This window comes from Massilia agilis (assembly GCF_024756255.1).
Lineage (GTDB): Bacteria > Pseudomonadota > Gammaproteobacteria > Burkholderiales > Burkholderiaceae_D > Telluria > Telluria agilis.
The window spans coordinates 75,661-94,163 of sequence record NZ_JANUHB010000002.1; the positions used below are offsets into that span (position 1 = coordinate 75,661).

Consider the following 18,503-nt stretch of genomic DNA (forward strand, 5'->3'; position numbering starts at 1 on the left):
GGATGCTTGACAACGGCACATTCGCGGTCTAGCATGGTGTAAAGCTCACTTTACATCCGGGAGACGCTGTGACCTACGAGAAGAAGATCGCAAGGACCTACTATGCCGAGATGGCCGGCTCGCTGGCTGTGTACTGCGTGCTGATCGTGCTCGCACTGCGCATCGGCAAACCGATGCCGGACGGCGCCGCCCGTACCCTGCTCCTGGTCAGCCCGATGGCCGGGTTCGTGCTGATGCTGTGGGCGATCGTTCGACAGGTGGCGCGGATGGACGAGTACCTGCGCATCCGCCTGCTGGAAAATATCGCGATCGGCGCGGCGATCACCGCCGGCCTGAGCTTCACTTACGGGTTCCTGGAAACCGCGGGCTACCCGCAGCTGTCGATGTTCACGGTCTGGTGCCTGCTGGCGGGCGCCACCGGCATTACCCAGCTCGCTCGCAAGGTGCTGGGCCGATGAACAACACCATCCGCCAGCTGCGCGCCGACCAGGGCTGGAGCCAGGCGCACCTGGCCGACCTGCTGAAGGTGTCGCGCCAGACCGTGAACGCCATCGAGACCGGCAAATACGACCCCAGCCTGCCGCTCGCCTTCGCAATCGCGAAGCTGTTCGGGCACCCGATCGAATCGATCTTCACTCCAGACGAGGAACTTGCATGAACAAGGCATCCCTTTTGTTTGCGCTGGCCGTGGCCGTGGCCGCGCCGTCGTTCGCAGCGGAGCCGGCGCCACCGGCCAACCCCTACGCAATGCGCATTGCGCCCGCCGAGCGCTTCGACGTTGGGCCGCTGCGGGTCGAGCGGCACGGCAGCGGCGGCCGTGCGCTGGTGCTCATTCCGGGCCTGGCCAGCGGGGCGTGGGTGTGGCAGGACGTGGTGCGCGCGTTCAGCGGCCAGCAGGCGGTGTATGTGGTGACCCTGCCCGGTTTCGACGGCCGCGACGCGGCACCGTCGAACCTGGCGGCGGTGCGCAAGGCGCTGGGCGAACTGATCGTCGCGCGCTCCCTGGACAAGCCAGTGCTGGTCGGCCACAGCCTGGGCGGCATGCTGGCCTTGGCGGTGGCCGAGGACAGCCCAGGGCTCGTTGGCGGCGTGGTGGCAGTGGACGGCTTGCCTGTGCTGCCGGGCACCGAAGGCTACACGCCCGAGCAGCGCGCCGCTGCCCTCGCACAGGCCGGCAGCGCGCAGGGTCAGTATTCGAAGGAGCAGTTTGCCGCCGGCCAGCAAGCGTATATGAGCAGCGAGGGTGTGCTGGACATGACGCGCGCCGACATGCTGGCCGAGCTGACCTCGCGCAGTGATCCGGCGGCCGTTCGGCGGGCAGTGGCCGACGCGCTGGCGCTCGATCTGCGCCCTGGCCTGTCGCGGATCAGCGCGCCGATCCTGGAGATCTCGCCCTACTTTGCGGCGGACCAGAGCCAGGTGGGCATCACCGAGCAGGCCAAGCTTGAGTTCTATAAGTCGCTGCTGGCCGGGGCGCCGAAGGTCGAGGTGGTGTCGATCTCGCCCGCGCGCCACTTTGTCATGTTCGACCAGCCCGCAAAGCTGCTCGACGCGCTGCGCACCTTTTTGTCCAAACTGGGAGGCTGACGATGAAAGAGTTTATCCGCTGGGCCGGGCAATACCTGATTGCCGCGGGCTCGATGTTTGCGATCCTGTCCGCCGTTGATGCCGGCAGCGGCACGGCGTTTGCAGACGGCTGGAGGAACAACCTGGCGTGGGCGATCGTCTCGGCCGCGATCTTCATCGGCGCGCGCTACTACCAGGCCAAAAGCGGCGCGGGCTGCCGTGCCTGTGACACCATAAGGCCCAAATAGACAGCATCCCGTAGGGTGGGCAGATTCTGCCCACGCGTTCAGATAGCGCGGGCGCCGTCGCGAATCCAGCACCAGCTGGACGCGTGGGCAGGAAGACCTGCCCACCCTACGAGAGTCAGGCAGCCGCAGTGAGCTGCGGGAGCGACGCCATCAGGTCCGCAAAGCGCTGCCCCTGGATCATCACGTGCTCGCGCATCAGTTGCGCGGCCAGCTCTCCGTCGCCCTTGACGATGGCCTGCACCACCGCATCGTGCTCGGCGTATGAATTGCTGACGCGGTCGCGCACGCGCAGCTGCAGCCGGCGGTAGGGCCGCAGGCGGCGGTACAGGCTTCTCGCCTGCTCGATCAGGAAGTGGTTGTGGCTGCCGGCGTAGATCGCCTGGTGGAAGGCCTCGTTCAGCGTGTAGTACTCGTCGGGGTCGTCCACCGCGCGCTTGCACGCGGCGTGCGCGGCCAGCAGCGCTTCCTGCTCGGCCTTGGTCATGCGGCGCGCCGCCAGCCGCGCGCACACGGCTTCCAGCTCCGACATCACTTCGAACATCTCGACCAGCTGCTGCGGCCCCAGCTCAGCCACCACCGCGCCCCGCCGCGGCCGGATCACCACCAGGCCCATCGACGACAACTGGATCAGCGTCTCGCGGATGGGCGTGCGCGACACCCCAAAGGCGTTGGCCAGTTCGGTCTCGTCCAGGTGCTGGCCCGGGGCCAGCTTGCCTACCGCGATCATTTCTTCTATCGCATCGCGTAATGTTTCCGAGCGGCTTTTCATGGTAGATTGCTATCAGCTTTTGTATATGAGCTGTAATTATAGAAGCTAAATAACGCTTGACAATGTATTTGTTGAGTTTATTCTTGTATACACAAAATGCGGACGATGCATACGGCTTGACCGAAGCACGATCTGCCTGGGTAGTCTGATTCAACATCTTGGAGGATGTATATGTCGGTAATGACACGCAGGGCCCTGCTGGGCGCGCTCGCCACCAGTCCACTCTGGATGAACCCGGTTTGGGCGCAGTCGTCCAACCTGAAGATCTCGCACCAGTTCCCGGGCGGCAGCGTCGCCGAGGGCGATTTCCGTGACCGCCTGTGCCGCATGTTCGCGGCCGAAGTGGAAAAGCGCACGCGCGGCGCCCTGAAGTTCTCGATCTACCCGGGCTCGTCGCTGATGAAGACGAACGCCCAGTTCTCGGCCATGCGCAAGGGCGCGCTCGACATGTCGCTGGTGCCGCTGTCGTACGCGGGCGGCGAAGTCCCCGAGGTGAACATCGGCCTGATGCCGGGCCTGGTGACCTCGTACGACCAGGGCATGGCATGGAAGAACAGCGAAGTGGGCAAGGAGCTCGCGCGCATCCTGGCCGAAAAAGGCATCGTGGTGGTCAGCTGGATCTGGCAAGCGGGCGGCGTGGCGTCGCGCTCCAAGCCGATCATCGACCCCGAAGACGCGCGCGGCCTGAAGGTGCGCGGCGGCTCGCGCGAGATGGACCTGATCCTCAAGGAAGCCGGCGCTGCCGTCGTCACCCTGCCCTCCAACGAAATCTACGCCGGCATGCAGACCGGCGCGATGGATGCGGCGCTGACCTCGTCCACTTCGCTGATCTCGTTCCGCCTGGAGGAAGTCTCCAAGGCGCTGACCACCGGCCGCGCCGGCGCATACTGGTTCATGTTCGAGCCGCTGATGATGTCCAAGGCCGTGTTCGACCGCCTGCCGAAGGACCAGCAGGCCGCCATCATGGCCGTGGGCGGCGAGCTCGAAACCTTTGCGCGCAAGGCCGCGCAGGACGATGACGCCGCCGTGGCCGCCGTGTACCAGCGCGCGGGCGCCCGCGTGGCCGACCTGAACCCGGCCACGCTGAAGAAATGGCAGGACATCGCGCGCAATACGGCATGGAAGGACTACGCCGCGCGCAACGCCAACTGCGCCAAACTGCTGTCGCTTGCGGAGAAGCTCCTGTGAGTCATGGCTTCGAGCTCGAGCAGGCCGCTGCGCCTGCTGTGCCCGACGGTACCGCCCTGGCGGTATTGTCGGGCTGGTTCGACGGCTTCAACAGGCTGCTGTTGAAGCTGTCGATGCTGGCCATCCTCGCCACCTCGCTGGTGCTCACCTACTCGGTCGCGACGCGCTACTTCTTCAAGTCGCCGACCGACTGGCAGGACGAGGCATCGGTGTTCATGCTGGTAGGGATGACGTTCTTCTGCACCGCCTGGGTCCAGTCGCAGCGCGGGCACATCGGGATCGAGGCGCTCGCTTCGGTGCTGCCGCGCCGGGTCAACGTGGTGCGGCTGTTCGTGGTGGACCTGCTCTCAACGGCGTTCTGCGCCTTCTTCGCCTGGAAGGCGTGGGCGCTGTGCCATGAGGCGTGGGTGGACGGCCAGACCACGTCGTCCACGTTCGCCCCGCCGCTGTGGATCCCGTATTCGATGATGGCAGCCGGCATGACGATCCTGACGCTGCAGCTGCTGCTGCAGGTACTGATGCACTTTACCGGCAAAGGGAAGACGGCATGAGCGATTTGACCCTAGGCGCGCTGTACGGCGCAATCACCCTGCTGGTGATGTTTTCCGGGATGCCGATCGCGTTCGCGCTCGGCGTCGTGGCCACCGGTTTCATGTACTTCTTCATGCCGCCCATGTCGCTCGACACGATCGCCCAGAACGTGTACGAGGAGATGGCGTCGATCACCCTGCTCTCGATCCCGCTGTTCATCCTGAAGGGCGCGGCGATCGGCAAGTCACCCGCCGGGCGTGACCTGTACGCGGCCATCCACGCCTGGCTGCACAAGGTGCCGGGCGGCCTGGGCATCGCCAACGTGTTTGCCTGCGCGCTGTTCGCGGCCATGGCCGGCTCCTCGCCCGCTACCTGCTCGGCTATTGGCTCGGCCGGCATTCCCGAAATGCGCAAGCGCGGCTATTCGCCCGGTTTCGCGGCCGGCATCATCGCCGCCGGCGGCACCCTGGGCATTCTGCTGCCGCCGTCGATCACCATGATCTTGTATGCAGTGGCCGCCGAGCAGTCGCTGGGCCGCCTGTTCCTGGCCGGGATCGGCCCCGGCATGCTGCTGGTGCTGCTGTTCGCGGGCTATGCGGTGTACCGCGCACGTAAGGAATATGGCCTGGCGCTGGCGGCCTATGAAGGCAGTGGCGTGCAGTCGGCCTACCTGGATAAAGAACACTTCACGCTGTCGCAGAAGGTGGAGATGCTGCCGCGCGTGCTGCCCTTCGTGACCCTCCTGATCGGCGTGATGATCGCGCTGTACGGCGGCTACGCCACCCCGTCCGAAACCGCGGGCCTGGGCGCGCTGCTGGCGCTGGTGCTGATCGCGATCGTGTACCGCGTGTGGAAGCCAAAAGACCTGTCGCCGATCCTGTCCTCGACGATCAAGGAGTCGACGATGCTGCTGCTGATCATCGGCATGTCGCTCCTGTATTCGTACGTGATGAGCTACCTGCACATCAGCCAGTCCGCGGCGCAGTTCGTGGTGGACATGCACCTGTCGCGCTGGGTGCTGCTGGCGGTGATCCTGCTGATGGTGGTGGTGCTGGGCTTCTTCCTGCCGCCGGTGTCGATCATCCTGATGACCGCGCCGATCATCCTGCCGCCGCTGAAGGCTGCCGGCTTCGACCTGATCTGGTTCGGCATCGTGATGACGATCGTGATGGAGATGGGCCTGATCCACCCGCCGGTGGGGCTGAACATCTTCGTCATCAAGAACATCGCGCCCGACATCCCGCTGCGCGACGTGATCATGGGCGTGCTGCCGTTCGTGGTGCTGATGGCGCTGGCCGTGGTGCTGCTGTGTGTGTTCCCGTCGATCTCGACCGCGCTGCCGAACATGCTGATGGGAGCCGCATGATGAACGCCACCCCGAAGGTGTGGAACACGCTGCAGCAGAACCGCAGCGCGCGACTGGCCCGCGCCGGCCAGGCGCTGGGCAATGACCTGAACGGCAAGGCGCTGCCCGCCGCGCGCATCAAGGACCTGCTGCACAGCGTGCTCGAATGCGGCGACCGCGTGTGCCTGGAAGGGAACAACCAGAAACAGGCCGACTTCCTGGCGCAGGCGCTGGCCGGGCTGGACCCGGTGCGCATCAGCGCTCTGCACATGCTGCAGTCGGTGCTGGCCCTGCCCGAGCACCTGGACGTGTTCGAGCGCGGCGTGGCATCGAAGCTGGATTTCTCGTTCTCCGGGCCGCAGGCGGCGCGGGTGGCCAAGCTGGCTGCCGCCGGCAAGCTGAACATCGGTGCAATCCACACCTATCTCGAACTGTTCAGCCGCTACTTCGTGGACCTGCCGCCGCGTGTGTCGCTGGTGGCGGCCGAGGCGGCTGACCGCAACGGCAACCTGTACACCGGCGCGAACACCGAGGACACGCCGGCGATCGTGGAAGCGACCACGTTCAAGAACGGCATCGTGATCGTGCAGGTAAACCGCGTGGTCGATACCCTGCCGCGCGTGGACATCCCGGGGGACTGGGTGGACTTCGTGGTGCAGTCGCCGCGCCCGTACTACATCGAGCCCCTGTTCACGCGCGACCCTGCGCAGATCTCGGAGATCCAGGTGCTGATGGCGATGATGGCCATCAAGGGCATCTATGCCGAGTACCAGATCGAGCGGCTCAACCACGGCATCGGCTTCGACACGGCGGCGATCGAGCTGCTGCTCCCAACCTACGCCACCTCGCTCGGCCTGAAGGGCAAGATCGCCCGCAACTGGGCGCTGAATCCGCACCCGGCGCTGATCCCGGCGATCGAATCGGGCTTTGTCGAGTCGGTGTACTCGTTCGGCTCCGAACTGGGGATGGAAGAATACATCCGCGCGCGGCCCGACGTGTTCGCGGTGGGCCCGGACGGCAGCATGCGCAGCAACCGCGCGCTGTGCCAGGCGGCCGGCCACTATGCTTGCGACATGTTCATCGGCTCCACCTTGCAGATCGACTTGCAGGGCAACTCCTCGACCGCCACGCTCGGCCGCATCGCAGGCTTCGGCGGCGCCCCCAACATGGGTGCGGACGCGCGCGGACGGCGCCATGCCAGCCCCGGCTGGCTCAAGGCAGGCCGCGAGGCGCGCGGCCGTTCCAACGCCATCCCGCGCGGGCAGAAGCTCGTCGTGCAGATGGTCGAGACCTTCCGCGAACACATGCAGCCCGCGTTTGTCGAAAAGCTGGATGCGTGGGAGCTGGCCGAGCAGGCAGGCTTTGCGATCCCGCCGGTGATGATCTATGGCGACGACGTGACCCACATCCTGACCGAGGAAGGCATCGCCAACCTGCTGCTGTGCCGAAGCGAGGAAGAGCGCGAGCAGGCCATCCGCGGCGTGGCGGGCTACACGCCGGTGGGCATCGGCCGCGACAAGCGCATGGTCGAGAACCTGCGCGACCGCGGCGTGATCCGCCGCGCCGAAGACCTGGGCATCGACAAGCGCCTGGCCACGCGCGACCTGCTGGCCGCGCGCAGCATGAAGGACCTGGTGCGCGCCTCGCACGGGCTGTACGACCCGCCGCGCCGCTTCAGGAACTGGTAAGGACATCATGGAAAAGCTTTCGTATCGATTTGAAGGCGGCTCGCGCAAGCTGCCGAAACAGGCAGACGTCGTGGGCGTCGTCAGCTCCGGCAACCTGGAAGTACTGATCGAATCGGCCCCCCTTGGCGGCGGCTGCGTTATCGACATCAGTACCGCCGCGGTTGGCTTTGGCGCGACCTGGCAAGCGGTGATGGCCGACTTCCAGCAACGCTGGCAGCTGGCCGACACGCGCATCGCCATCAACGACATGGGCGCCACGCCCGCCGTGGTGAGCCTGCGCATGGACCAGGCGGTCGAGACCATGCTGGGGGACAGCCAATGAGCAGCTATCTGGAACTGACTGCGCGCGAGCGGCTGGCACGTGTGTTCGATCACGCCAGTTTCGAGGAATTCCTGCCGCCGGCGGCGCGCGTGGTGAGCCCGCACCTTGGCCAGCTCGACGCGCCGGTGGCGTTCGACGACGGCGTGGCGGTGGGCCGCGCGCGGCTGGACGGCACGCCTGTCTTTGTGGCCGCGCAGGAAGGCGGCTTCATGGGCGGCGCGGTGGGCGAGGTCCACGGCGCCAAGCTCACCGGCCTGTTGCGCCGCGCGATTGCCGAGCGGCCGGCAGCGGTGGTGCTGCTGCTCGAATCGGGCGGCGTGCGCCTGCATGAGGCGAATGCGGGCCTGGTCGCGGTGTCCGAGGTGATGCGGGCCGTGCTGGACGCGCGTGCCGCCGGCATCCCGGTCATTGCTCTCGTGGGCGGCGCCAACGGCTGCTTCGGCGGCATGGGCATCGTCGCGCGCTGCACCAACACGGTCGTCATGTCGGAAGAAGGACGGCTTGCGATGTCCGGACCGGAGGTGATCGAGACCGCCAACGGCGTGGAAGAATTCGACTCGCGCGACCGGGCGCTGGTGTGGCGCACCACGGGCGGAAAGCACCGCTACCTGCTGGGCGACTGCCAGGCGCTGGTGGCGGACGACACCGACGCCTTTCGCGCAGCAGCCATTGCGGCGGTGGCGCGCTACGCGAGCGCGAGCGCCGAGCTGACACTGGAAGCGCTCGAACGCGAGCAAGCCATGCTGGCAGACCGGTTGGAGCGCTTTGGCGAGCTGTCTGAACCGATGGAGATCTGGCGCGCGCTCGGCATCGCCAAGCCGGAGCAGGTGCCGATGCTGGATGCGCAAGAATTCGTTGAACTGGCCGCCGGCGCCAGGGTGGGAGTGAACTGATGGATTGGAAAACCCTGGCGAACCAGCTTTTCCCGGGCGGTTACGAGATCAACGAGCAGGACCTGTTCCTGAGCGGGACAGCGCAGGTGGCCGGCGAAACGGTCGCCGTGGTCGGCACGACCGGGCATGCGCCGATCGGCGTGGAGATCGCGCTGGCGCAGGCCCGCTTCATCCTGCAGACGGTGCGCGAGCATCCGGGGCGGGCCATCATGCTGCTGGTGGACACGGTCGGCCAGCGGCTGCGGCACCGCGACGAGATGTTGGGCATTAACAGCTACATGGCGCATCTGGGCAAGTGCGTGGACTTCGCGCGCCGCCGCGGGCACCGGGTGATCGGCCTGGTGTACGACCAGGCGCTGTCGGGCGGTTTCATTACCAGCGGCCTGATGGCCGACGCTTGCTACGCGCTGCCCGAATCGACGATCCGAGTGATGGCGCTGCCCGCAATGGCGCGCATTACCAAGGTGCCGGAAGAGCGCCTCGTCGAGCTTGCGGGCAGCAACCCGGTCTTTGCGCCGGGCGCCGAAAACTACCTGCGCATGGGCGGTGTGCAGGAGATCTGGTCGGGCGACCTGGCCGAGCAGCTTGAGACAGCCATGGCTGCCGAGCACCGCTCCGACGAGCGTGCCGCCCTCGGCCTGTGGCGCGGCGGGCGCAAGCTGGCCAAGCCGGTCGCCGATGCAATCATCTCGGGTAGTGATGTACTCGCGTCATGACCTTGTCTGGCTGACTCCGGACGGATGGAGCGAGGCGCTGGCGCAAGTGCCGGCGCCACTGCGCGCGCCGATCGAGCGCTGGCGGCGTGCAAACTGGCCGGCCGTGGTACGCCGCAACGATGCCAACCTGGCAGACGGATTCGTCTGCGCCGGGATTCCGCTGCCGCCTGACCGCGAGACCGGCATCAAGCCGCGCGTTGGGCTGCAGCTGCGCTTGTCCTCGATCGACCGTCGCACTGGCGCGCTGCCGCTGCTACGCGCGGTCGACGCCGCGCCAGCCGAGTGGCGGGCCGCGCTCGGCCTGCTGCCTGACCTGCAGCTGCGTGTGTATGGTTCGCTGGCGATGCAGGCCTTCACCGGGCTGGACTACCTCACCCCCTCTTCCGACATCGACGTCCTGTTTGCGCCGGCCGACCAGGTGGCGCTGGACGCGGGCATCGCACTGCTGTCCCATGTGGCAGAGCGCTTGCCGCTGGACGGCGAAGTCGTCTTCCCCGGCGGCGCCGCTGTGGCCTGGAAGGAGTGGCGCGATGCGCGCGGCAGCGGGCGCAAGGTACTGGCAAAGCGCATCGACGAGGTGCGGCTGGTCTCGCCCGACGAGCTGGCTGCGGCGCTGGGGGCATGATGACCCACCTCGCAACGCCCCGCCATGCCGCCTGGCCTGCCGCGCCTTGGTGGCAGCGCAGCTTTTGCGCCCAGGTCGCGCGCGTTGCGGTGCGCTGCCTGTACACCGAGCTGACCCTTTATCCGAAGCCGGGTCTTGTGTCGCTGGTGGACAACGGCAGCCACACCGACATGAACGCCGCCACCTTCATGCGCAGCATGTTCGCGCTGCGCCGCTACTTTGGCGCGATCTGCCAGGCTGGCATCGACGGCGCGCCGTTCGGGCGGCTCAAGCAGCTCGGCATCGAGGCCGAAAAGCGCATGCTCAAGGCCACCGGCGACATCAATACGCACCGCGGCGCGATCTTCAGCGTAGGATTGCTATGCGCCGCCATCGGACGAGCACGCGCGCAATCGATGCGGCTCACTCCCTCGACGCTGCGCGCCGTGCTCCTGCTGAGCTGGGGCGAGGAGTTGGCCGGCCACACCGCCGACTGCGGTGCCGCCTCGAACGGCCTGCGCGCCGCCGCCCTGCATGGCGCAAGCGGTGCGCGCGAAGAAGCGGCGCTTGGATTCCCGTCCGTGTTCGAGGTCGCCCTGCCCGCGCTGGCCGCCACACTTGCGGCCGGGCGCGGCCACTACCTCGCGCGGATCGACACACTGTTCACGCTGATGGCGCACATGAGCGACACGAACGTCTTCCACCGCGCGGGCAGCGAAGGCGCGGCCCTGGTGCGTGAACGCGCGCGCACCTTTCTGGACCTTGGCGGCACCGCTCATCCGGCATGGAAGGAGACAGCGCTGCAGTGCCACCGGGAGTTCGTGGCAAGCCGTATCTCCCCCGGCGGTGCAGCTGACCTGCTGGCCGCAACCTGCCTGGTCCACAGCGTCACCACCCAGCCAATCCCATGACGACGCGCCTGTTCATCCTCTGTCCCGGCCAGGGCAGCCAGGGCCCGGCGATGTTCGACCTCGCACGCGCCGACGATCGCGCGGCCGAATTTATCGCCCGCCATGCGCCCGCCTACACCGAGGCGAACATGTTCGACAACCGTGTGGCCCAGCCCTTGATCGTCACCGCGACACTCGCGATCTGGGAAGCGCTGCGCGGCCGTATCCCGCAGCCTTCGCTTGCGGCCGGCTACAGCATCGGTGAACTAGCCACCTATGCGGTCGCGGGGGCCTTCAAAGCGGACCAAGCGGTGGAGCTCGCGGCGGCGCGGGCGGGATTGATGGACCAGGCCGCAGCAGAGAACCCGGACCAGGCCATGCTGGCCGTGAGCGCATTCCCGGGTCAGCAGGCGCGCGCGCTGGCCGAGCAGCATGGCGTCGCAGTGGCCATCGTCACTGCCGAGGACAGCTGCATCGTCGGCGGCAGGCGAACCGCGTTACTGGAACTTGAGCGCGAGACCGTGGCTCGCGGCGGCCGGTGCCAGCTGCTGCCGGTGGCGGTCGCATCGCACACCCCGCTGATGGCTGGCGCCGTCGCGCCTTTCGCCGCAACGCTGCAAGCCGCACCGTTCGGCATGCCGCTTTGCCCGGTCCTGTCCGGCATCGATGCATCACGGATCGAAGACAAGGCGCAGGCGGTGGAGCACCTGTCGCGCCAGCTCGCGCAGACGATTGTCTGGGATGCGTGCATGGACGCCGCCGTCGAGGCGGGCGTCACGGTGGCGCTGGAACTCGGGCCTGGCGCGTCGCTGTCGCGCATGTTCAGGTCGCGCTACCCCGACCTGCCCTGCCGCTCGGTGTCCGAATTCAGGAGTATCGAAGGGATCGTGGCGTGGATCGAACGCCAGGCCGGCTGAGCTCAGCCGCCGGTCACCGGCGGGAAGAAGGCGACCTCTGCCCCGTCACGCAACTGCGTGCCGGGCTCGCACATGACCTGGTTGAAGGCCATGCGCAGCGCGCGTTCGTGCGACAAGGCCTCGGCCCACGCACCGCCGCGCGCGATCAGGAAATCGCGCAGCGCGCCGACAGTGGACACCTCAGCAGGCAGCGCCACGCCTTCCTGCGACACGCCCAGTGCTTCGCGCACACTGGCAAAAAAACGCAAAGTGATCTTCATGTGGCTCCTAGTGCTGCAGTTCGGCGAACGGGATAAAACGCACGGTTTCGCCCTTCGCAATCGGGTGCCCCGGCGGATTGTCAATCAGGCCCTCACCCCACACGGTCGAGGTGAGCACGCCCGAGCCCTGGTTGGGGAACAGGTCGAGGCCACCCTCGGCATTGATCCCGGCACGCAGGAATTCGTTGCGGCGGTCTGCCTTGGGCCAGTCGAAGTCGGCGCGCATCGGATAGGTGCGCGGCTCGACCGGACCGCTCACGCCCTGCAGGCGCAGCAGGAAGGGCCGCACAAACAGCAGGAAGGTGATGAAGCTCGACACGGGATTGCCCGGCAGGCCCAGGAAGAAGGCGGCGCCGTCCTCGCGCCGCACCTCGCCGAATGCCAGCGGCTTGCCCGGCTTGACGGCGATCTGCCACATGTTCAGGCGCCCTTCCGCTTCGACCGCTGGCTTGATGTGGTCTTCCTCGCCCACCGACACGCCACCGGAGGTGATGATCAGGTCATGGCCGCGCGCGGCCTCGCGCAGGGTCGAACGGGTGGCGTTGAGCGAGTCGGGCACGATGCCAAAGTCGGTGATCTCGCAGCCGAAGTTCTCCAGCAGGCCGCGCAAGGTAAAGCGGTTGGAGTTGTAGATCGCGCCTGGCGCCAGCGGCTCGCCCGGAATCGCCAGTTCGTCGCCGGTGAAAAACACCGCCACCCGCACGCGCCGGCGAACTGGCAGGCTCGCCAGCCCCACCGACGCGGCCAGCCCGAGTTCCTGCGCCCGCAGCCGGGTGCCCGTCGGCAGGATCACTGAACCGGCCACGATGTCCTCGCCAGTGCGGCGGATCCACTCGCCGGGCTTGGGCGCGTGCTTGACGATGACATGCTCGCCATCTGCCTCGCACTGTTCCTGCATCACCACCGCGTCCGCGCCCTCCGGAATCAAGGCGCCGGTGAAGATGCGCGCTGCCGCGCCGCTGGCCAATGGCTGGCCCACATGGCCGGCCGGGATGCGCTGGGCGATATGCAGCCGCGCGCTGCCGCTGGCGCAGTCGGCCGCCCGCACCGCGTAGCCGTCCATCTGCGTGTTGTCGGCGGACGGCACGTTGAGGGTGGACGCCTGGTCCTGCGCCAGCACGCGCCCGTTCGCCTCAAGCGTCGGGATGGTCTCGATCCCCTCTACCGGCCTTGCGGCCGACAGCAGGAAGTCGAGCGCCTCGCGCACGGACAGCATGGGTTTGCGAGCTGGTTGTTCGGCCATGGTTACAGTCCCGTGTGTGCGGCGATGAAGGTCTTCATCTCGTCGACGTTCGGCTTCATCACCACGTATTTCTGCGGCAGCGACTCGATGTCCTCGAAGCCGGCCGGCCGGTCCGCATTGCGGCCGAGGGCCTCGACGATGGTCTCGTTGAACTTGGCGGCCAGTGCCGTTTCCAGCACGATCATCGGCACGCCGGCGCGCACGTGTTCACGCGCGACCTTGACGCCGTCGGCGGTGTGGGTGTCGATGGTCAGCCCGCTCTTTTCAAAGACGTTTCGGATGGTTGCAATGCGGTCCGCGTGCGTCGATTTGCCGGACGCGAAACCGTAGCCGGCCACCTTGGCGAACTCGTCGCCGTCGCTGCCCGGCGCGCCGGACAGGTCGAAGCCGCCTTCGGTATCGACCTTGCGGAACAGCGCGCGCACGCGCTCGGGATCGCGGCCCACCAGGTCATACACGAAGCGCTCGAAGTTGGACGCCTTGGAGATGTCCATCGACGGGCTGGTGGTGTGGAAGGTTTCGGCCGACTTGCGCACGCGGTAGCGGCCAGTGCGGAAGAATTCGTCGAGCACGTCGTTTTCGTTGGTGGCGACGATCAGCTGGTCGATGGGCAGCCCCATCATGCGCGCAATGTGGCCGGCGCAGATGTTGCCGAAGTTCCCCGACGGGACGGTGAACGAGACCTTTTGATCGTTGGAGGTGGTGGCCGCGAGGTAGCCGCGGAAGTAGTACACCACCTGGGCCACCACACGCGCCCAGTTGATCGAGTTGACGGTGCCGATTTTCTGGCGCGCCTTGAACGACAGGTCGTTCGACACGGCCTTTACCATGTCCTGGCAGTCGTCGAACACGCCTTCGACTGCAATGTTGAAGATGTTCGGGTCGTGCAGGCTGAACATCTGCGCGGTCTGGAACGCGCTCATCTTTTTGTGCGGCGAGAGCATGAACACGCGGATGCCGCGCTTGCCGCGCATCGCGTACTCGGCGGCGCTGCCGGTGTCGCCCGAGGTGGCGCCGAAAATGTTCAGTTCGTCGTCATTCTTGGCCAGCGCGTATTCGAACAGGTTCCCCAACAGCTGCATCGCCATGTCCTTAAAGGCCAGCGTGGGGCCGTTCGACAGCGATTGCAGCACCAGCACCTTGTCGCCATCGCGTTCGAGTTCGCGCAGCGGGGTGATGTCGGCCGGGTTGTCGCCTGCGCGGGCGTTGCGGTACACGTCCGCGGTGTAGGTCTTTGCCGTGAGGGCCTTCAGGTCTGCGTCCGGAATGTCGGTGGCGAACTTGCGCAGGATTTCATACGCCAGCTCGGCGTACGGGAGCTTGCGCCATGCGTCCAGCTCGGCGCCGGTCACCCTGGGGTATTCGGCGGGGAGGAACAGGCCGCCGTCCGGGGCCAGGCCGCCCAGCAGGATGTCGGAAAAGTGGTTCGGATTGCGGGCGGACGATTCGGCGGTCGCGCGGGTCGAGACGTATTGCATAGGGGGTCGAAAATCGGGTTGGGATGCTCAGGTCGAGGGTTATTATAGTGCTTCGACCGGCACTGGGCCGTTTTCGGGAGCGGAAGTGCCTGCGCCGCTGTGCGCGCGGGGCATGGGTCCCGGCTCTCGCCGGGACGATGAGCCGGCGGTCAGCAGGCAGCGTGGTTGACGGTGACGACGTGGATGGCCAGGCCGCCCAGCGAGGTTTCCTTGTACTTGGCCTGCATGTCGAAACCGGTCTGGCGCATGGTTTCAATGACATCGTCCAGGCTCACGAAGTGGGTGCCGTCGCCCTTGAGGGCGAGGGACGCCGCGGTGATCGCCTTGATGGCCCCCATGCCGTTGCGCTCGATGCAGGGGATCTGCACCAGCCCGCCGATCGGGTCGCAGGTCATGCCAAGGTGGTGCTCGATGCCGATTTCCGCCGCATTCTCGATCTGCTCGTTGGTGCCGCCCAGCGCGGCGACCAGGCCTGCGGCGGCCATGGCGCAGGCCACGCCGACCTCGCCCTGGCAGCCGATCTCGGCGCCCGAGATCGAGGCGTTGCGCTTGCAGAGCATGCCGATGGCGGCCGAGGTGAGCAGGAAGTCGCGGATGCCGCAATTCGGGTCGCTCGGGCGGCAGTCCTGCGCGTAGTAGCGCAGCACGGCCGGAATGATCCCGGCTGCGCCGTTGGTCGGGGCGGTGACGACACGGCCGCCGGCCGCGTTTTCCTCGTTGACGGCCATCGCGAACAGGCTCACGTGGTTGAGCGCGTCATGCGGCAGCTCGTTGCGGTGCACGCCCGATGCGGCGGCGTCCTGCTCCTGCTTCCACAACGCGGCGGCGCGGCGCCGCACGTTCAGGCCGCCCGGCAGCTGGCCGTGCGTGACTAGCCCGTGGGCGATACAGTCGCGCATCACCTGCCAGATGCGGTCCAGGCCCGCGTCCAGGTCTTGTTCGCCCATGCGCGCACACTCGTTGGCGCGCAGCATACGCGGGATCGACAGGCCGTGCTGCTTGCCATGCGCGAGCAGCTGGGTCATGGTATCGAACGGGTACGGCACCTGCTCCCGCCCGGCCTGCTGCGGTGCGGCCTGGGTTTCACCAGCCGCGGTGATGAAGCCGCCGCCGACCGAATAGTAGGTCTTTTCGACCGCATGGCCGTCGCCGAAGCGCAGCACGAAGCGCATGCCGTTCGGGTGCTCCGGCAGGGTCTCGGTCTTGTGCCAGATGAGATTGGAGCGCGCCGTGAACGGCACGTCCTTCACGCCCAGCAGCTTGAGCTGGCCGTCAAGCTCCGCCTCGGCGAGCTTGTCCTCGACGGTATCGGGATCGACAGACTGCGGGGTTTCGCCCATCAGGCCGAGGATCACGGCCTTGTCGGTCGCGTGGCCGACGCCGGTGAGCGCGAGCGAGCCATACAGGTGCGCCTCGACCGCGACCACCGTGTCGAGCGGCCCGGCCTCGACGAGGAAGCGGCGCGCAGCGACCATCGGCCCCACGGTGTGCGAGCTCGATGGCCCGATCCCGATCTTGAACAGGTCAAATACGCTCATGTCCATGAGCTGTCTCCATGATTTGTTTTATGGTTGGCCCGTCGCTATGCGGGCCCTTGCCGTCTGTGCGGCTTTGCCGTCTTACGCAGCTTCGCTGACGCTGACGTCGATATTCTTGAGCATGTCGGCGACCATTTCCTCGACGCCGATGCGGGCCTTCCAGCCCCAGTCGGCGGTCGCACGGCTGTCGTCCAGGCTGCGCGGCCAGGTATCGGCAATCGCCTGGCGGCTGTCGGGCTTGTACGCGATCTTGAAGTCGGGGAGCGCACGCGCGATCGCCGAAGCCAGCTCGCGCGGATTGAACGACACCCCGGCCACATTGTACGACGAGCGGATCTTCACCTTGTCGGCCGGCGCTTCCATCAGCTCCACCGTGGCGCGGATCGCGTCCGGCATGTAGATCATCGGCAGCGTGGTCTCCGGGCCAAGGAAGCACTCGTAGGTCTGGCCGCGCAGCGCCGCATGGAAGATCGCGATGGCGTAGTCGGTGGTGCCGCCGCCCGGGGGCGACTTGAAGCTGATGATGCCCGGGTAGCGGATGCTGCGCACGTCCACGCCGTACTTGGTGTGATAGTACTCGCACAGGCGCTCGCCGGCCAGCTTGCTGATGCCGTAGATCGTGGTCGGGTCCATGATCGTGTACTGCGGGGTGCCCTCGTTCGGGGTGTTGGGGCCGAAGGCAGCGATCGAGGACGGCCAGAACACCTTCAGCGGCTTGCCGGCCTCGCCGCGCTCGCGCGCGATCTCGAGGATGTTGAGCAGGCCATCCATGTTGAGCGTCCAGGCCTTGAGCGGCGCTTTTTCGCCGGTGGCCGACAGCAGCGCGGCCAGCTGGTACACCTGGGTGATGCCTTCGGCAGCGACGAGTGCGGCCAGGCGCGCCTTGTCCAGCACGTCCAGCTGCACGTAGCGTTGGGCGCCGAAGCGGTTTTCAAGGCCGATGTCGGCGGCGATCACGTTGTCGGCGCCGTGCTTGTCCGCCAGCGCGGTGACGAGCTCGCTACCGATCTGGCCGTTGGCGCCGATGATGAGGATGCGTTCCATGTGCTTTGTCGTGTAAATCGTTTTATTGTTTGATGATGCCCAGCTCGCGGCCAGCCTGCTCGAAGGCCTTGAGCACGGTGTCGAGCTGTTCGCGGGTGTGCGCGGCCGAGAGCTGCACGCGCACGCGCGCCTGGCCCATCGGCACCACCGGGTAGAAGAAGCCAGACAGCAGCACGCCCAGTTCGAACATGCGCGCGGCGAATTTTTGCGCCACCGGGGCATCGAACAGCATCACCGGCACCACCGGGTGCGTGCCCGGCTTGATGGTGAAGCCGATGCGCTCGATCTCCTTGCGGAAGTAGGCGGTGTTCTCGTGCAGGCGGTCGCGCAGCTCGGTGGATTTGCTGATACGCTCCAGCACCGAGAGAGAAGCACCGGCGATCATCGGGGCCAGCGTGTTGGAGAACAGGTAGGGGCGCGACTTCTGGCGCAGCGTCTCGATCACTTCCTTGCGGCCCGAGGTGAAGCCGCCCATGGCGCCGCCCAGCGCCTTGCCCAGCGTGCCGGTGATGATGTCGATGCGGCCCATCACCCCGCAGTGCTCGTGCGTGCCGCGACCGGTCTTGCCCATGAAGCCCGACGCGTGCGAGTCGTCCACCAGGGTCAGCGCACCGTATTTCTCGGCCAGCTCGACGATCTTGTCCAGCTGGGCGATGGTGCCGTCCATGGAGAACACGCCGTCGGTAACGATCACCTTGTGGCGCTTGCCCGCTTCGGTTGCGGCCTGCAGCTGCTTTTCCAGGTCGGCCATGTCGTTGTTGGCGTAGCGGTAGCGCGCGGCCTTGCACAGGCGGATACCGTCGATGAGCGAGGCGTGGTTCAGCGCGTCCGAAATGATCGCGTCGTTCTCGTCGAACAGCGGCTCGAACACGCCGCCGTTGGCGTCGAACGCGGCGGCGTACAGGATCGTGTCTTCGGTGCCGAGGAAGTTCGACAGCGCGCGCTCCAGCTCCTTGTGCACGGTCTGGGTACCGCAGATGAAACGCACCGACGACAGGCCATAGCCGTACTTGTCCAGCGCGGCAGCGGCGGCTTTCGCGGTCTCGGGGTCGCCCGACAGGCCCAGGTAGTTATTGGCGCACATGTTGATGAGCGTGCGGCCGTCCTCCGACACCACCTGCGCGCCCTGGCGCGAGGCGAGCACGCGCTCCGGCTTGAACAGGCCCTGCTCGCGCAGGCTGGCCAGGTTCTGCTGCAGCTGCTGGTAGAACGCTTGATCGCTCATCTCTATCTCCCTTGTCCGTGGAAGCCGGCTTGACCGGC

The 18,503-nt window shown here is 66.8% G+C and carries 21 protein-coding genes; 14 read left to right on the top strand and 7 right to left on the bottom strand.

Features of this window, described 5'->3' with window-relative positions; all coding sequences use genetic code 11:
• Positions 1-68 precede the first annotated feature (68 nt).
• The 4 genes from NX774_RS07255 to NX774_RS07270 are packed head-to-tail and all read left to right on the top strand — an operon-like array spanning position 69 to position 1,814.
• On the top strand, positions 69-458 hold the full coding sequence (locus NX774_RS07255) for a hypothetical protein (protein ID WP_258821515.1): 390 nt from the start codon (positions 69-71) through the stop codon (positions 456-458).
• Positions 455-658 carry a helix-turn-helix transcriptional regulator gene (locus tag NX774_RS07260; RefSeq protein ID WP_258821516.1) on the top strand — a complete coding sequence of 68 codons (204 nt, stop codon included), beginning with the start codon at positions 455-457 and terminating at the stop codon, positions 656-658. Before NX774_RS07255 ends, NX774_RS07260 begins: the two co-directional genes overlap by 4 nt.
• Positions 655-1,587, top strand: a complete 933-nt coding sequence (locus tag NX774_RS07265) for an alpha/beta fold hydrolase (protein ID WP_258821517.1) — start codon at positions 655-657, stop codon at positions 1,585-1,587. Before NX774_RS07260 ends, NX774_RS07265 begins: the two co-directional genes overlap by 4 nt.
• A gap of 2 nt (positions 1,588-1,589) precedes the next feature.
• Positions 1,590-1,814, top strand: a complete 225-nt coding sequence (locus tag NX774_RS07270) for a hypothetical protein (RefSeq protein WP_258821518.1) — start codon at positions 1,590-1,592, stop codon at positions 1,812-1,814.
• 115 nt (positions 1,815-1,929) lie between these two features.
• Here the strand turns inward: NX774_RS07270 and NX774_RS07275 are convergent, their stop codons facing one another.
• Positions 1,930-2,583 carry a GntR family transcriptional regulator gene (locus NX774_RS07275; protein ID WP_258821519.1) on the bottom strand — a complete coding sequence of 218 codons (654 nt, stop codon included), beginning with the start codon at positions 2,581-2,583 and terminating at the stop codon, positions 1,930-1,932.
• A gap of 171 nt (positions 2,584-2,754) precedes the next feature.
• Here NX774_RS07275 and dctP point away from each other — a divergent pair, with 171 nt between their 5' ends.
• From dctP to NX774_RS07325, 10 genes are read left to right on the top strand one after another with little or no spacing between them, the layout of a single operon-like run.
• Positions 2,755-3,771, top strand: a complete 1,017-nt coding sequence (dctP, locus tag NX774_RS07280; RefSeq protein WP_258821520.1) for a TRAP transporter substrate-binding protein DctP — start codon at positions 2,755-2,757, stop codon at positions 3,769-3,771.
• On the top strand, positions 3,768-4,322 hold the full coding sequence (locus tag NX774_RS07285) for a TRAP transporter small permease (protein ID WP_258821521.1): 555 nt from the start codon (positions 3,768-3,770) through the stop codon (positions 4,320-4,322). The genes dctP and NX774_RS07285 overlap by 4 nt, the downstream gene beginning before the upstream one ends.
• Positions 4,319-5,668 carry a TRAP transporter large permease gene (locus NX774_RS07290; protein WP_258821522.1) on the top strand — a complete coding sequence of 450 codons (1,350 nt, stop codon included), beginning with the start codon at positions 4,319-4,321 and terminating at the stop codon, positions 5,666-5,668. Before NX774_RS07285 ends, NX774_RS07290 begins: the two co-directional genes overlap by 4 nt.
• Positions 5,668-7,335 (top strand): malonate decarboxylase subunit alpha, encoded by a 1,668-nt coding sequence (gene mdcA / locus NX774_RS07295; protein ID WP_258822716.1) that lies wholly within the window; start codon positions 5,668-5,670, stop codon positions 7,333-7,335. The genes NX774_RS07290 and mdcA overlap by 1 nt, the downstream gene beginning before the upstream one ends.
• Before the next feature lie 7 nt (positions 7,336-7,342).
• Positions 7,343-7,657: a malonate decarboxylase acyl carrier protein gene (gene mdcC, locus NX774_RS07300; RefSeq protein ID WP_258821523.1), complete on the top strand. Its 315-nt coding sequence runs from the start codon at positions 7,343-7,345 to the stop codon at positions 7,655-7,657.
• On the top strand, positions 7,654-8,550 hold the full coding sequence (locus NX774_RS07305) for a biotin-independent malonate decarboxylase subunit beta (protein WP_258821524.1): 897 nt from the start codon (positions 7,654-7,656) through the stop codon (positions 8,548-8,550). The genes mdcC and NX774_RS07305 overlap by 4 nt, the downstream gene beginning before the upstream one ends.
• A complete protein-coding gene (locus NX774_RS07310; RefSeq protein ID WP_258821525.1) occupies positions 8,550-9,266 on the top strand; it encodes a biotin-independent malonate decarboxylase subunit gamma in 717 nt (238 codons plus the stop codon). The genes NX774_RS07305 and NX774_RS07310 overlap by 1 nt, the downstream gene beginning before the upstream one ends.
• Positions 9,250-9,891, top strand: coding sequence for a malonate decarboxylase holo-[acyl-carrier-protein] synthase (gene mdcG / locus NX774_RS07315; protein ID WP_258821526.1), 642 nt, complete (start codon positions 9,250-9,252; stop codon positions 9,889-9,891). The genes NX774_RS07310 and mdcG overlap by 17 nt, the downstream gene beginning before the upstream one ends.
• Positions 9,891-10,781: a triphosphoribosyl-dephospho-CoA synthase MdcB gene (mdcB, locus tag NX774_RS07320; RefSeq protein ID WP_258822717.1), complete on the top strand. Its 891-nt coding sequence runs from the start codon at positions 9,891-9,893 to the stop codon at positions 10,779-10,781. The genes mdcG and mdcB overlap by 1 nt, the downstream gene beginning before the upstream one ends.
• Positions 10,778-11,677 (top strand): ACP S-malonyltransferase, encoded by a 900-nt coding sequence (locus NX774_RS07325; protein WP_258821527.1) that lies wholly within the window; start codon positions 10,778-10,780, stop codon positions 11,675-11,677. Before mdcB ends, NX774_RS07325 begins: the two co-directional genes overlap by 4 nt.
• Before the next feature lie 2 nt (positions 11,678-11,679).
• On the opposite strand, the gene moaD is transcribed toward NX774_RS07325, so the two are convergent.
• From moaD to NX774_RS07355, 6 genes are all read right to left on the bottom strand, one after another.
• A complete protein-coding gene (moaD, locus tag NX774_RS07330) occupies positions 11,680-11,937 on the bottom strand; it encodes a molybdopterin converting factor subunit 1 (RefSeq protein ID WP_258821528.1) in 258 nt (85 codons plus the stop codon).
• A gap of 7 nt (positions 11,938-11,944) precedes the next feature.
• Positions 11,945-13,153 (bottom strand): molybdopterin molybdotransferase MoeA, encoded by a 1,209-nt coding sequence (locus tag NX774_RS07335; protein WP_370660426.1) that lies wholly within the window; start codon positions 13,151-13,153, stop codon positions 11,945-11,947.
• A 29-nt stretch (positions 13,154-13,182) separates the two neighbouring features.
• Positions 13,183-14,658: a threonine synthase gene (thrC, locus tag NX774_RS07340; protein ID WP_258821530.1), complete on the bottom strand. Its 1,476-nt coding sequence runs from the start codon at positions 14,656-14,658 to the stop codon at positions 13,183-13,185.
• Between the two features lie 149 nt (positions 14,659-14,807).
• On the bottom strand, positions 14,808-16,202 hold the full coding sequence (locus NX774_RS07345) for an L-serine ammonia-lyase (protein ID WP_258821531.1): 1,395 nt from the start codon (positions 16,200-16,202) through the stop codon (positions 14,808-14,810).
• A 75-nt stretch (positions 16,203-16,277) separates the two neighbouring features.
• On the bottom strand, positions 16,278-17,240 hold the full coding sequence (locus tag NX774_RS07350; RefSeq protein WP_258821532.1) for an NAD-dependent epimerase/dehydratase family protein: 963 nt from the start codon (positions 17,238-17,240) through the stop codon (positions 16,278-16,280).
• Positions 17,241-17,262: 22 nt separating this feature from the next.
• On the bottom strand, positions 17,263-18,465 hold the full coding sequence (locus NX774_RS07355) for a glycine C-acetyltransferase (RefSeq protein WP_258821533.1): 1,203 nt from the start codon (positions 18,463-18,465) through the stop codon (positions 17,263-17,265).
• Between the last annotated feature and the right edge of the window lie 38 nt (positions 18,466-18,503).

Coding starts and splice junctions, on each gene's coding strand:
- NX774_RS07260 (WP_258821516.1), top strand. CDS start 455: ATGAACAACACCATCCGCCAGCTGCGCGCCGACCAGGGCTGGAGCCAG.
- NX774_RS07265 (WP_258821517.1), top strand. CDS start 655: ATGAACAAGGCATCCCTTTTGTTTGCGCTGGCCGTGGCCGTGGCCGCG.
- NX774_RS07270 (WP_258821518.1), top strand. CDS start 1,590: ATGAAAGAGTTTATCCGCTGGGCCGGGCAATACCTGATTGCCGCGGGC.
- NX774_RS07275 (WP_258821519.1), bottom strand. CDS start 2,583: ATGAAAAGCCGCTCGGAAACATTACGCGATGCGATAGAAGAAATGATC.
- dctP (WP_258821520.1), top strand. CDS start 2,755: ATGTCGGTAATGACACGCAGGGCCCTGCTGGGCGCGCTCGCCACCAGT.
- NX774_RS07290 (WP_258821522.1), top strand. CDS start 4,319: ATGAGCGATTTGACCCTAGGCGCGCTGTACGGCGCAATCACCCTGCTG.
- mdcA (WP_258822716.1), top strand. CDS start 5,668: ATGAACGCCACCCCGAAGGTGTGGAACACGCTGCAGCAGAACCGCAGC.
- mdcC (WP_258821523.1), top strand. CDS start 7,343: ATGGAAAAGCTTTCGTATCGATTTGAAGGCGGCTCGCGCAAGCTGCCG.
- NX774_RS07305 (WP_258821524.1), top strand. CDS start 7,654: ATGAGCAGCTATCTGGAACTGACTGCGCGCGAGCGGCTGGCACGTGTG.
- NX774_RS07310 (WP_258821525.1), top strand. CDS start 8,550: ATGGATTGGAAAACCCTGGCGAACCAGCTTTTCCCGGGCGGTTACGAG.
- mdcG (WP_258821526.1), top strand. CDS start 9,250: ATGTACTCGCGTCATGACCTTGTCTGGCTGACTCCGGACGGATGGAGC.
- mdcB (WP_258822717.1), top strand. CDS start 9,891: ATGACCCACCTCGCAACGCCCCGCCATGCCGCCTGGCCTGCCGCGCCT.
- NX774_RS07325 (WP_258821527.1), top strand. CDS start 10,778: ATGACGACGCGCCTGTTCATCCTCTGTCCCGGCCAGGGCAGCCAGGGC.
- moaD (WP_258821528.1), bottom strand. CDS start 11,937: ATGAAGATCACTTTGCGTTTTTTTGCCAGTGTGCGCGAAGCACTGGGC.
- NX774_RS07335 (WP_370660426.1), bottom strand. CDS start 13,153: ATGCTGTCCGTGCGCGAGGCGCTCGACTTCCTGCTGTCGGCCGCAAGG.
- thrC (WP_258821530.1), bottom strand. CDS start 14,658: ATGCAATACGTCTCGACCCGCGCGACCGCCGAATCGTCCGCCCGCAAT.
- NX774_RS07345 (WP_258821531.1), bottom strand. CDS start 16,202: ATGGACATGAGCGTATTTGACCTGTTCAAGATCGGGATCGGGCCATCG.
- NX774_RS07350 (WP_258821532.1), bottom strand. CDS start 17,240: ATGGAACGCATCCTCATCATCGGCGCCAACGGCCAGATCGGTAGCGAG.
- NX774_RS07355 (WP_258821533.1), bottom strand. CDS start 18,465: ATGAGCGATCAAGCGTTCTACCAGCAGCTGCAGCAGAACCTGGCCAGC.